The sequence below is a fragment of the Iodobacter violaceini genome, assembly GCF_011601265.1.
Classification (GTDB): domain Bacteria; phylum Pseudomonadota; class Gammaproteobacteria; order Burkholderiales; family Chitinibacteraceae; genus Iodobacter; species Iodobacter violaceini.
Genome location: NZ_JAAOLX010000007.1, coordinates 137683 through 150828 on the forward strand (window position 1 = coordinate 137683; position 13146 = coordinate 150828).

At 49.3% G+C, this 13146-nt stretch carries 8 protein-coding genes; 4 read left to right on the top strand and 4 right to left on the bottom strand.

Translation table 11 applies throughout. The features are described from left to right. Positions 1-174: 174 nt before the first annotated feature. Genes HA050_RS14380 through HA050_RS14395 form a run of 4 tightly spaced genes read right to left on the bottom strand, consistent with a single transcriptional unit; the run spans position 175 to position 5774 of the window. On the bottom strand, positions 175-2151 hold the full coding sequence (locus HA050_RS14380) for a TniQ family protein (protein ID WP_166827485.1): 1977 nt from the start codon (positions 2149-2151) through the stop codon (positions 175-177). Then, positions 2148-3185: a TniB family NTP-binding protein gene (locus tag HA050_RS14385; RefSeq protein WP_166827488.1), complete on the bottom strand. Its 1038-nt coding sequence runs from the start codon at positions 3183-3185 to the stop codon at positions 2148-2150. Before HA050_RS14385 ends, HA050_RS14380 begins: the two co-directional genes overlap by 4 nt. A gap of 2 nt (positions 3186-3187) precedes the next feature. Then, positions 3188-5155, bottom strand: a complete 1968-nt coding sequence (locus HA050_RS14390; RefSeq protein ID WP_166827491.1) for a TnsB C-terminal domain-containing protein — start codon at positions 5153-5155, stop codon at positions 3188-3190. After that, positions 5136-5774: a TnsA endonuclease N-terminal domain-containing protein gene (locus HA050_RS14395; RefSeq protein ID WP_166827494.1), complete on the bottom strand. Its 639-nt coding sequence runs from the start codon at positions 5772-5774 to the stop codon at positions 5136-5138. Before HA050_RS14395 ends, HA050_RS14390 begins: the two co-directional genes overlap by 20 nt. Before the next feature lie 763 nt (positions 5775-6537). On the opposite strand from HA050_RS14395, the gene HA050_RS14400 reads away from it, so the two are divergent. The 4 genes from HA050_RS14400 (at position 6538) to HA050_RS14415 (ending at position 13083) form a co-directional block, all read left to right on the top strand. Continuing rightward, a complete protein-coding gene (locus HA050_RS14400; RefSeq protein ID WP_166827506.1) occupies positions 6538-7422 on the top strand; it encodes a hypothetical protein in 885 nt (294 codons plus the stop codon). A gap of 297 nt (positions 7423-7719) precedes the next feature. Continuing rightward, positions 7720-10602 (top strand): type VI secretion system Vgr family protein, encoded by a 2883-nt coding sequence (locus tag HA050_RS14405; protein WP_166827516.1) that lies wholly within the window; start codon positions 7720-7722, stop codon positions 10600-10602. Continuing rightward, positions 10603-11889: a hypothetical protein gene (locus tag HA050_RS14410; protein WP_166827518.1), complete on the top strand. Its 1287-nt coding sequence runs from the start codon at positions 10603-10605 to the stop codon at positions 11887-11889. A 12-nt stretch (positions 11890-11901) separates the two neighbouring features. Further along, positions 11902-13083, top strand: a complete 1182-nt coding sequence (locus HA050_RS14415; protein WP_166827520.1) for a type VI immunity family protein — start codon at positions 11902-11904, stop codon at positions 13081-13083. Positions 13084-13146: the final 63 nt, after the last annotated feature.

The following is a 13146-nucleotide window of genomic DNA, read 5'->3' on the forward strand; positions in this document are numbered from 1 at the left end:
TTTTCTGTATAAATAGGGAAACTGCTCAACAAAAAAAGCCCCTTCCGGGGCTTTTTTAGCTTCAAACTGAAATCCCAAAAATCTAGAAAAAAGGGAAATATCCAGAAGTTAATGGGATCCTACACCATTGTAGGATCCCATTTCGATTGGAATACAGAGCTAGCAGAATTAAGGTCAATCTAGACGAAAATGGGACGGGTCAGAAATCTCTGTACCATTCTCATAGATTATCCTCTCCCAGGCTTTTTTCCGCTTTCGCGTCGTACCTCGAAGCTTGGCTGATTCATCTTCTGAAACAACGGCGTAGCGCTCCAAAAACCGCATCAAGACATCTGATTTAATATATACAGCCTGCCGACAAGACTCAGTACTATCCCCGCGTAAAGGATAGATATTCGTATCCGCCAACATATGCATTATTTTGCGGGGGGAGCGACCAATCCGATCTGCGATTTCAGTTCCAAAAATATGTGTCTGAAGAAAACGATCGATATCTTTCTTCTTCACTCGCGAGCCGACATGCATAAGTGTACCAAGCTTAACCGACGGAATGAAGCCGTTCTGTGTCAACCAGTAGGCAACCTGCTGTTTCACGCACAATAGTTCAGCCAGCTCAGGAATAGTAACCCAGTTGGCCCGACCATTATCCAGTGAGGTATGCCAACGCTTCAGATCCGCTCGATCAAACACCCAGCATGCAATTCCTGAAGTACCGCCCCAAACAGACAAAATATGAATTACTCCCGTCCGTATGGCTTCGATAAGGGAAACCACTTCATCTGCATTCCACTGCCAGAACTTCAGAACATGCCAGAGTGTAATGTGAGAGTCTTCAATCACCTGAATATGCGGCAATTCCTCGCCAAGATCGACCAAGTAATAAACTTCTTGCCGCGAGATGCACCATGGCAAGAAAAGCTGATCATTGACCCGCCTCGCTGATGGGAAAAGTAGCTTGAGGATTCGCCGCAACCGCACCTTGGGTAACCCAAGAACTTCCATCGCCTTAGTCATAGTAATTTCCCCTGCAAGCTTGTCTTCCAACTGAGTAAAATGGTCTTTGCGCACCATCAGTCTCCGCCGACCTGCTGCAGTAATCATTTCCTGCCCCTCTAGCTCTCCGTGCTGAATCAAAAAACGTAAACGAGCCCGAGAAATACCCAACTGATCCTGCGCAGCCTTGCCCGAGATCCATTGCATATCAGCCAATAGACTGGAGGCCAAACGACGGTTACGATGATTGGCTCCATTTGGCCAATGCTCGGCCATCCAAGCTTCGAATGCTTCCCGAACTGGTAAAAACACACTGGATCGAATCGCCCCCTTATATATATAGTCGTAAGCTTGGTCGAAAATCCCACGCAGCGTGGCTGATTCAGACTTAGCATCCTTGAGAAGCAAGGTAAACGCTTGATCAAATCCGGTTGGCCACTCAAACAGAATTTGCGCAGCCAATGTCGTGATCGGCCATGAAATTTCCAGCAAACCGGCATTACGAATTTTCAATGGTTTGGGGCCAGCCTGCGGATCTAGATAAGCACCGAGATATCGAACCAACACTTGCAATTGCAAGGGGCCTAGCCCAGCGAATGGATATGCACATGGATAGTCTGGTAATGGCTTACCTAACAAACCTTGCTCAATCACCATAGAGAGCCTCTTTACAAACCAAGGAGCCTCTTCCGCTTTTTCCTCCCGAAGATCCGAACCACATTTGCAGCGAACTAGCGAGTCTCGGTGCCAGTCCAAATGCTCACCGCATGTTGAACATTGATCAACCAGCCAAACGCCGTGATGTGGGCAGGCATCAAAAAAGAACACCTCCCAACTGGCCTGCCAAACCGGTTCGGCAATGAGGCATAACGGACAAAATCGGGCATAGCGCTGATTCCAAATTGCCGACTGCTCTGAACGCAATGTATGCATTCGAGCCATATACGCATGCAGCTCCGGAAAAAGCACCTCCTTTGGTAACAACTGATGTTGCAATAGCACTTCGGGTTGCAGCGTTATACCCATTTCGATCAAATCGCGTGGACGCATAAAATTGGTTTCAGCCAATCGGAACATGTATCCAGTTGGACCCTCGGTGGTTGTAGGGCAAGGACGAATCAATAGGTCAGGTGTAGCCATAACAAGTTCATTCATCATGCGCCCCCCTTACCAAGACTCAGGCCCAGCTTGTTAGCCACGGGAGAACCGACGATTTCCTGCCTGACATGCAGATGAAACAATTCCCCCGGCCGGTCAAGCGGACGCAGCGGCGACTCTTCATGAAAGGGGTTAAGCCGATCTGGCACATCCAGCCACACTCGGTTGCGGAAACCGGCAGCATAGACATCAAGGTCCAGCGTATCTACTTTGGCTAGGTTGGCCGCAGAGACTGCGCCTTCAAGGATTTTGATCACATAATCCAGCAAGCCATAGCTGCCGACCAAAAAACGCCGTGCCAGATTTGTTTCGTGCAAAGGGGTTGCAGGTGGAATCGGCAAGCACGCTTCAAACGCTCGTAAAATCCCTCTAAACTCCCGAAAATCGGCCTCATCCTCAAACGAAAAGGGCTCAATGCGTATCCGCTGCGAGAACCGCCGAGCCAGTTGCTCATTGCTGTCGATAACATATTCGCTTGCACGCAAACCACACGCGACCATGCCCGTTCGGTTTTCCTCCAGCAGATTTTTCAGCCAATCCGTTACATCTCGAAATGCCGTCGCATTCGGGGCGTAGAATAAGTGCTGAAACTCATCAAGCAACAACAGTTCAACACCACAGCGCTTGAAAAATGCACGGATCCGGGTGGTTTTTTCCGGAGCTGTGCCTCGGTGTGACCTTTGGTCTCCCATAGCCTCAAGAATACTGCCAGCTAGGCTGCGTACAGTTGGCGCTGATGGCACAGTTGCCTGCAATACCGGAATCCGAGTGCTATGCGTCTCAAAGTAACGTGGAAATTGTGCCGTATAGGCATCTAATATTGTGCTCTTGCCAACGCCTGACATCCCACACAACGTAATTCCCGCACCAGGGCTACCGTTGCGCTGCCGCTGATGTAGTTCAGCAATCTGAAAAATACTGCTCTTAAATCTGTGATGCACTATAGGAATAGAATTTAAGCGAAAACCTAATGACCTCCGGGGGTCTCGTCCTTCATCAGGAGCAAAGCTTGCAATGATGTCAATCGGGTCCATGATCAGATGCCCCCTTTTTTAGTTGAAGTAAACACGGGAAGGTCATCATCCAGCCCTGCAGGCATGTCCTCTGGTGGCCGTGCTGGACGTGGTTTATGTGGTTTACGTGCTTCCTCCAGTGGGTTCTTGCCTGCGAGAACGGCTTCACTGTCATGTTGCACGGTTTGAGCTGCTTTTTTACGACGCACCATTTTCTTGTGCTGAATGGATTCACGAATCAGATCTTCGACCTCTTTCTTCGCGTCCAGTAACTGATCTGCCGTGCAGTTTTCACCCAGCTTGCTCCGCGTATGCTCCCGAATCTGTCGATGCTGTTCGCGATTCAGTCCGTTGGCATACCCAGCTAGCTTGGCGGGAACGCGCAGGTATTCCTTGCGATCTGGATCCAGAACATGGATGTATCCCACATCATCTTCGTGGAATTTCAGGTCAAGTTTGATATTCTTGCCCGTTCTACGCCGGATTTCCTGTAATTGCAGACTGTTGTACTGCAAACCGTCCAGTTCGATGCCGTAATGAAACAAGGTTCGTTTGGCCGCGATCCCAACAATGACATCCAATTGCTGCGGATTAAGAGGAAGTTCAATCAATCGTTTTTGCGCGGATTCAATCCAAACATCCAGAGGACGTCGACCATTCAAGCCGCGATGTGGCGTCACGTTGTATACATCCACAATCCACTTGGTCAGAATATGTACTAACGCATTAAAGTCGATAGCAGCTTCTTTTTCGGATTGATAGTCACCGCGCTCATCCGGATTGGAAAACACCGTGCCGGGCATGCGATGCAGTAACCCAGAATTTTGAGTCCGCAAAAAACGCTCAATCGACCCTTTTTTATCGCCACTTTTAATAGGGCAAAACAGAGTATTTATTCCCAATTCCTTGCCTGCAACTTCAACAGCGATGCTTTGTAAATCAGGACCATTATCAACAGCAATCAGCTCTGGAATTCCAAATGCAGGCCATGGCTGCTTGATATCCGGAAAGCGTTTCAGGACGACATCCTTAGGCAGAATCGCCCGTTTCAAACACTGCAGAACGCTATTAGCGCTCGGATCCCGGAACGAAACATAGAAACCCACGATCAACCGAGAGTAACGATCAATGGCCATCGTTAAATAAGGCCGGCCATTGGCAATGCCCAATACGAGATCCACCACGAGAACATCAATCGGGGTATGGTCGATCTCGAAACGTTGCAGAATCGCGTTTGTTTCTACCGTACCGATGGCTGCACGGTATTTCATGCGGGCAAATTCAGCGCCTTCGCGCTTTAAATCAACTAAATCTTGTTCCAGTGCTTCTAACCACCGATAAATCGTTGTCCTGCCCGGACATTTAATTTGACTGTTTTCCGGCAAGCCATTATTGATGGCCTTAACCTGCCTCTGCATTGCCTCGACGACCGCCAGCTTTGGCAATTTCTGGTCAGTCAAATACACTGCAGCGATCACTTGTTCAAAAATCAGGAACCCAGGCTTATGCTGATGCGCGGACGATGGCTTAGAATATGGGATCAGCTTGAGAATAGATTTGGTCGCCCTAAACCGCCCCCACCATACAGCGACAGAAGATGCGCACGGTGGCTTAGCATCACCAATCAATTTAGATGCTTGAACAATCAGTTCCGACCAGACGTTGGCGTTGTACGGCGTTTTCTCTGGATCCACGATTTTCAGATAATGAAATCGGCGTTTTGCAATCGCTTGCTGTTCCGGCGGATAAGTCGACAAATCACGAGGCGTAACGACATAAATGGCGTTCCCCAATTCTGCCAGCGAAGCTTCATCAATTTGCCATTCTTGGCTCTGCCAACGCGACAGCAATTCGGCGTACTGCAAATTCAGGATTTCACCATCCTCAGCGATGAGCTGAATTTTTCCACTGGGCAACCGCCGTTCAATTAACCAAAGTTTGTTGTTTGGATCACGAAATCCGAGGCCGCGTTTAGAGGTAAATCGTTTCATCACGGCCTCCTTCGGGCAGGCCGATGCTGCTGAACCCATCCAGTGGTAATTCCAGATTGCAACTCAACCGACCAGTTGCAATCATGCGATACAAAGCACCCAAATTCCAGAACTGTTGCACCGCTGAAAGTGGTAGTTTTGTTTGCCCTTGAAATGCCATGCGCAGATCAAAATCGGTGGGTTGCTCATGCCAGGGGTGTGCATGCGCATAAGCCAACAATTGCAAATTACTAAATAGTGGCTCTCGGCGAATCTCGACCTCAGTCACAATCCGGTAGGGAGACTGGATTGACTGAAAATGGAGGGCTATCGCTTCGTATTTTTTCCGGATACTCGGCCGGGCTAATTGATCAAAGGGTTTAACCTCGATATAGCGAATGGTGCCATCCAGTAAAACAACCTTCAGGTCAGGAATGTATTCCCGAAACTGCTCGCCATCGAAGTATTCAATCACCTCAGGCTGCTCTTGGTAAGCCGCCACGCCGGGTGACAGCTCCAATAACAACAGGGCATCTTTTTCCAGCAAAGATTCCCAATGGACGGTATCTCCCATTTTTGAAGATGCGAAATAGCCGCGGAAACGTCGTCCGCGACGTGTGACTACTTTACGTACACGCATATCGTCTGCTCCCAATTACGCAAGCAATACTTCTCCCTGCGTAACCACGCATAATTAAATTAATTTGAAAATTTGGGACGAACTACTCCGCCGTTCAGCGTTTTGCTGTCCGTTTTTTCGGTTTACCGGGGATAAATGGCTTGACCACCCTGTGGCGGCAGACGATACTTGGCTTGTCTAGGGCGCTTGCATCATGCAACTGCTATAAGGGGGCAAGCCAGTGGCTTGCCTTTTTTATGTCATAGAAAAATCTCCTGCTTTCATCTGATTAGCCTCTCTCGGCCAACTAATTAAAAAAATAGCCCCCTCAAGTAGGTGCATATCACGTTTCTTAAACTCCCGGTTGCAACACCACCTAGCGATGATTCTCCAACTTTGAATCTAATGAATGTGGCATAAGTCCCTCAGAACGTAGATTCCAAAGCCATTTAGCAACCTCAAGCGTTAATGCATACCTACCCCGTCGTCCAGGCATCGTAAAAACCCTCACCTCAATTTTCCCATTTCGAATTGCCTTATCGAATCCTGCCCAAGTCTTGAAACCAAGTGCACGCCAGAGCACCGCATCACTCAGCAAGGGGCCATAGCCATCAAGCAGGCTATGATGCAATTCTTCAAATGATCCAAATGAAGCATCCATAGTTAGATGAGTTCCGATAAAAAACGATCAGGACTACGAGTAATAGCAAAATTAATGGTATTGTGAAAGAGGATATAAAATTGCCATTTTCACAATACCAATTGCGATGAAATGGGGAATTTCATGACACCAATAAAAAATCAACTCCGAGGACGCCCCTGCGCAACACCTGTGGAGCGCTTACGAGCAAGGTTCTGGTACTACTCAGTCAAGGCACGCACCTCACTCAGCGACTATCAATTAGATTTATTTTTCTTAGAAAAATTGGGGCGGCGACCAGAAGATCCTCAAAAACGAACTCGCATCTTTGAAACCATACGATTGAATGGAACACTTCCATCCAATGGAAAGCATCCCAAGCGAGATTTCGATCTGATTAAGCTAGTAGATGAAGAAGATGCCTTCGCAGGCACTGCAGAGATTTTTCATTCCCCGTACTGGCAATTACTCACTAGGGATGACGCAGATATTGCGGTTTACAACCAAATCGCTCAAAAAATGCTAAAGCGTTTAGGACTTACAAGACTGGATTCTGATGGCGAGTTTGGCTTTCACTGCCAAGCATATACTGATGTTAAAAAAAGTGGCTTAACCATATCTGTAGATGAAACGAATAGCCCATTTGCCCTCTACGAGAAGATATTAAATACAGTCATTAAAGAAAGCCCAACCTCGCTAGATCAGTTGGCGGCCTTAGGAGCTCTATTTCGGGAGGCTTATCTAGCATGCGCATTAGAAATTGCACTAATCATCAAGCATCTTTATTGCGACCTTCTAGATGAATATGTTCAACAAAAATGGCTCATGCCTATTGCAAATCCCTTGCAGGAGCTAGGCGAGGGATATTTGATTTTTCCTCATAGTTACAACTATATGTATAAGGCTACAGTTCCGCAGCCCTATGATGATGAGCCCCTCGCTGTAGTCGAACGAATTATTTGGTATGAAAAAGAGGCAAAAGAAGTCAGCAACCTTGGGGCTGAATTACGGGCCGCCAGGAAACGTTGAACCACCTTGCTTTTGTTGGTAGATTGATAAACGCCACATCAAAGTCTTGGCAATGATGCTCATATCCAAAGGAGTGGCTCAGGGATTTCTTGCATTGATTCAACAAAGCCATCGTACAGCTCGAGACTAAAAGCTTGCATACTGCCACTTAGGCGCTCGTCTCTACATCGTAATAAGCGAAATACCTTACAAAATGCAACCATGTTCATAATCACACCATACAATATTTGAAAGCAATATCGGCAATCACAAAGCTTCATGTAATATAAAAGACTTCCTGTAAGTCCTTGGTTTCTTATGACTGTTGATCTCCTTGCTTCTTTTGCCGCGGCCTTTAATCAGGATCAACGCCTTATCAGCCTGCAACTTGGCGACGGGGCGGCGTGGGTTGAGCAGCTGTTGCCGCAGCAGGTCAGCGGCAGCGAGGGGATGAATCAGGCTTATCGCTATCAGATTGATTGCTTGTCGCCCGACGGCAGCTTAGAGCTTAAATCCTTACTGGGCCTGCCCATTGTTTTATCTGTGGCCGATGCCAATGGCAGCGAGATTGAGCGCTGTGGCGTGATATCCCAAGCGCAGTTGCTGGGATCTGATGGGGGCTTTGCAAAGTACGCGCTAACGGTAGAGCCACCGTTTGCCTTACTCCGCTATCGGCGCACTTCCCGCGTGTTCCAGGATTTATCCGTGCCGGATATCGTGAAGCAGGTACTGGCCGAGCATCAGGCTAAAAACCCTGTGTTTGCATCGGTGCAAACGCTGGATTTCAAATTATCCGGCACGCACGGCCCGCGCTCTTATTGCCTGCAATACCGCGAGTCTGATTACGATTTTTTAGTACGGCTGATGCAAGAGGAAGGCTTAGCGTGGCGCTTTGCTCATCAGCCGGGTGACAATCCCCAGGTGCAGCTTGTCGTCTTTGACGATGCCTTTGCCGTACCCGAGGCGCAAGATAGCCAGGTGCGCTTTCACCGCGCCGATGCCACCGAAGAAAGCGATGCCCTTACCGAGTGGAACAGCCAGCGTCAGGTGGGCAGCAGCTCGGTATCGCTTGCCAGCTTTAATTACAAAGCCGCCAACACCAGCCACACCGCCGATCAGAGCGCGGTAGACCAGGGCGATGGCGGGCAGCAAATTCAATCCAGCTTTGAAGATTACGATGCCCAGACGCACTATTACGCCAGCGATGCCGAAGGCCTAAGCCACTACGCCAATTTGCGTCAGCAGGCCTTAGACGGGCAAAAGAAATCATTTACTGGCTCTGGCACTTTGCGCAGCCTGCAAGCCGGGCAATGGTTCAGATTAGAAGACCATCCCGCTCACGAATGGGATGCGGCCGAGCAGCGCGAATTCGCCATTACCGAGCTAAAATTCACTGCGCAGAATAATCTGCCGGCGGATCTGACCCAGCAACTACTGCAAGTTTCCCCCAGCCTGCTGGCCGCAGGCGCAGCAGATGCCAAGCCCTACCAGGCCGATTTCACCGCCCAAAGACGCGGCCAGCCGATTACCCCCGCCTTTGCCCATGAGCCACTGAGCAAACCCAAAAGCTTTGGCGTACAAACCGCCACCGTGGTTGGCCCCGCCGGATCGGAGGTGCATACCGACGAGCAAGGCCGGATTAAGGTGCAATTCCACTGGCAGCGTGCCGCAGAGCATCCGGAGTTTGGTGCAAACCTGGATGACAAATCATCCTGCTGGATACGTGTCTCCATGCCAAGTGCCGGTGCAGGCTTTGGTCACCAGTTTATTCCGCGCATCGGCCAGGAAGTTTTAGTCGACTTTATCGAAGGCGATATCGACCGCCCCATCGTCACCGCCGTGGTCTATAACGGCAGCCACCCGGTGCCGACATTCAGCGGCGCAGGCGCTTTACCCGCCAACAAAACACTATCCGGCATCAAGACCAAAGAACATGAAGGCGGCCAATACGGCGAGCTGCTGTTTGACGACACCAAAGGCGAAGTCCGCACCAAATTATCCAGCGAGCACGGTAAAACCCAGCTCAACCTTGGCTATCTGATCCACCCGCGCACAGATGGCAAAGGCGAGCCTCGCGGCGAAGGCTTTGAGCTGCGCACCGATAAACAAGGTGCCATTCGCGCCAGCGGCTTACTCATCAGCACCGAAGCCAAAGGCGGCGCCAGCGGCAAACAGCTAGACCGCAGCCCAGCCCAAAGCCAGCTGGAATCAGCCCTGGAAACCGCCAAAAACCTCGGCGAGTACGCCACCAAACAACTCGCCGACACCATCGAAACCGGCGACGATGAACAAACCATCAAGCCCGACAACAGCCCCGGCGACAAAGCCAGCCACGGCCATCTTTACCACCACGTGCACGCCAGCAAAAGCTTTGAAGCGGGCAGCAACACCGATAAAGACGGCAAAACTAAATCTAAAGAGCAGGCAGGCCAGCAAAAAATCATCCTGCTGCACGGCGAGGATGGCGTAGCCATCACCACCCCGCAAAGCCAGACCATTAGCGCAGGCAGCAACCTGGACCAGGTCGCCCAAAGAGACACCAACCAAAGCACCGGCCGCCGCTGGATTCATAACGTCGGCCAGCACATCAGCCTGTTTACCGGCGGCATTAAAGACAAAATCACCATGAAGCTGATCGCCGCCAAAGGCCAGCTGCAAATGCAGGCGCAAAGCGACGACATCGAAATCACCGCCGACAAAAACGCCAGATTCACCGCCATCAAAGGTAAGGGCCTCTTCAACGCCAAGCAAGAAATCCTGCTGACCGCAGGCGGCGCTTATATCCGCATCAAAGACGGAAAAATAGAGCTTCATGCACCGGGGAAAGTCAGTATTAAAGGTGGGAGCCATGATTGGAGCGGGCCTGCGAAGCTAAGCGTAGAACTCCCTGATTTACCTAAGAACGGGAAGTTCCAAGAGTTCTTTATTCTTAAAAATGCAAAGGGCAAGGTATTGCCAAATCATCCTTACCAAATGGCCTTGCCTGACGGAGGCGTGATCAAAAGCAAAACCGATGACAAGGGCGAAACCCAAGTCGCTCACTCGGAGCAAACTGACCCAGTACAAGCTAAAGCGCTGCCTAAAAAAGATGAATTGGACCTGTTGCAAGCTCGATATTGGGACGGCACAACGGCACATCAATTGGATTTTATTGATCTAACAAAAGCCGAAGATTCCGCAGACAATCAGGAGGAAATTTAAATGGCTAACCCTCCCAAAAAAAGCTCACAAACACCTGCCAGTGGCCGTAAAACCACGACCAAAACGCCTGCACAGGCGGGCACAACGCTGCCTGTGATGAATCCTATGGATTTGTGGTATCTCTGCCAGAAAGCAGGCTTTGCTCAGCGCTTCCCTCTGATGGCCAAAAATGGCACTCCCCGCTATCAGCGCCAGGTTTCTAAGTGGGTGTCTTTAGATTGTAAGTTTAATAAATGGAAGTGGCCTTACTACGGAGAGGTCGGCTTTGATATGGGGGCACCGGGTGGCCCTAAGCCGATTATGAGTAATGATGAGCCACATCGCCCATCAACTATGCCGATGAATTTTTATGAAATTTCTCATAAGCGTGCAGTGCTGGATATGGGGGTAGAGCTGTCTCTATTTGATGCAGTGCTTACGAAAAAAATGCTGGAAGATAACCTGTCCCCGGCTGATTTTCGTCAGATTAATATGCTGATCAACGTGGAAACTGCTGGGGTATTTGGCCTGAATAAACAAGGCAGAGTTAAGCTACCAGGCTTGTTACGCATTCCTGATGTGATCCGCTTTAAAGATTACAAAAGCCTGAGCGGTTCGGCGCTGTTTACCCCCGCAAACATTGCTTTTGTGATTGAAATGAAGTTTGGGAATGATCAACTGTGGCGCGATCAAAAAGACGATTACATAAAAATTGCTGGGGGGGTTAGAGATAAAGACAAACTTCGCTTACTCGAAACAAAACTATGCAAAATAGGTAAGCGCAAACGTCGTGCTTGGCTAACGGAAGCAAGACTGAGTGAGCCAGTGTTTCGTGATGTAGAAAATAAAGTAGATTCCCCTCTCCCGCTGCGCCAAGCGCTGGCTCCTGGCGCTTTGCTTTTGGGGGAAGTTCAGCAAGAGCTGGAGCAAGTGCGCCGCAAATTAGTCCCCGCTCAAATACCCGCAGGCACGCCGGTCTTACGTGCTTACGACCCCGCTCAAGCCGCAGCTGCAGAGCGGCAAAGAGAGCACACAAGACAAAGCCTGGAAATTACACTGGCGGCTCCTTTGGCAGGTGCAGCAGCTGGGGCAGCATGGTTTGGTGTCGCCGCGATGGCAGAAACTGCCACACTGGGCGATGGCATCGTTTTACTGGCAAGAGGGAGTAAAACCTTAATTCGCTTCCCAGCCAAACCCATTATTGCCAGCACTTTAGCCGCCAACGCTGCCATTTATGAGGCAGCGGCCAGCCCATTAAATACGCAGAATAAAGATATTTCGATGAATGTATTTTTCATCCCAGAATAAACAGGGGTAGATATGAGCTTTTTTGATGAATGGGAAGAGGCTAGCTGGCACTTTACCTATGTAGACGAAGACGAGCCAGATAAGACAACTTTACAAGGCGGCTTAGTGGCCGTGTTTTACATGGTCGGTGCTTATCTTCCTGCCCGCCGCCAAGCGATTGCCCAAGTGATGCAGGAATTTCACCTGCATTATGGTCAGCATCTTCAATGGGGTTATTGGGGTGACAGGCAGGACAGAATCCGCGCTTATTCCGCCAGCGATTATGCCAACGGCAGTGAATGGGTAAGAACCTTGCCTATGACTCATCCTGTTGAATTTACTTGGTCGTCTGGCGCTGGCTATGAGTTCGTCGGCAGCTATGCTATAGAAGCTTACTCAATGGCAGGCTGGAAAGAAAAAAATTACAAAGGAATTTCGTACCTTAATATCTATTTACCTATAGAGGAACTGCAAGGCAACGGCCTTATTATATTTGAGCAGCGCTTACGCGAATGGGCTAGCTTGCTACAACCTTTGCACGGCTATGCTGGACTAGGCTTCCAGCAGTGCAATGAATATCATCGCTATGAAAATTTAGAGCTAGAACACGCCGAGCAATTTAGATGTTTTGATGTTGGCAGCTGCCTTAGCCATGACGAATTACGTGAAGGCTTTAAAAGTATTAATTGGTACACGATTTTATCGGATAGTTATTTACCTCAATTGGGCGGCAAAGATGTGCTAGCTTCAGCGTTAGAACAAGAGGAGCTTAGCTTATTGAATTACTCTGGTGGCATCATGGTCAAAACGGGTGAATACCCGGAGCTGGGATGGGTAGAAAAAGGCCCGCTACCCGCCAGCTATATCGCTGCCAACCGCATCCTAAAACCTGCCCGTGTAGCTGAGCTATCCAATTTGCATTATGGCTCGATTGCGGGTGAGGCTCGCTTTACGCCTGACCTTACAGATCAATGGCTCAAGCGCTTTGATATTCCAGATGAGCCAGTAGCCTATGCAGTTGTTGTGCCTTTTCCTCAAAACAACGTGGCTATGCAGCGCTGCGAAGCCAACCAACCTTGCCCGCAATCAGGCTACTGGTATACCCCTGCCAAGCAAAACAGCCGTGCTTCGTTTAAACAGGGTGGATTAATGCCGGATTTTCCTGACTCTGGTTATGGTGCGACAATCTGGTATTGGGATGCAGATCAGAATTAATCATTTATAATTTCTTTAAAAAGATATTGATAAAAACAATAGACCGTATACCTTCGGTCTATT

Coding starts and splice junctions, on each gene's coding strand:
- HA050_RS14380 (WP_166827485.1), bottom strand. CDS start 2,151: ATGATGAATGAACTTGTTATGGCTACACCTGACCTATTGATTCGTCCT.
- HA050_RS14385 (WP_166827488.1), bottom strand. CDS start 3,185: ATGGACCCGATTGACATCATTGCAAGCTTTGCTCCTGATGAAGGACGA.
- HA050_RS14390 (WP_166827491.1), bottom strand. CDS start 5,155: ATGAAACGATTTACCTCTAAACGCGGCCTCGGATTTCGTGATCCAAAC.
- HA050_RS14395 (WP_166827494.1), bottom strand. CDS start 5,774: ATGCGTGTACGTAAAGTAGTCACACGTCGCGGACGACGTTTCCGCGGC.
- HA050_RS14400 (WP_166827506.1), top strand. CDS start 6,538: ATGACACCAATAAAAAATCAACTCCGAGGACGCCCCTGCGCAACACCT.
- HA050_RS14405 (WP_166827516.1), top strand. CDS start 7,720: ATGACTGTTGATCTCCTTGCTTCTTTTGCCGCGGCCTTTAATCAGGAT.
- HA050_RS14410 (WP_166827518.1), top strand. CDS start 10,603: ATGGCTAACCCTCCCAAAAAAAGCTCACAAACACCTGCCAGTGGCCGT.
- HA050_RS14415 (WP_166827520.1), top strand. CDS start 11,902: ATGAGCTTTTTTGATGAATGGGAAGAGGCTAGCTGGCACTTTACCTAT.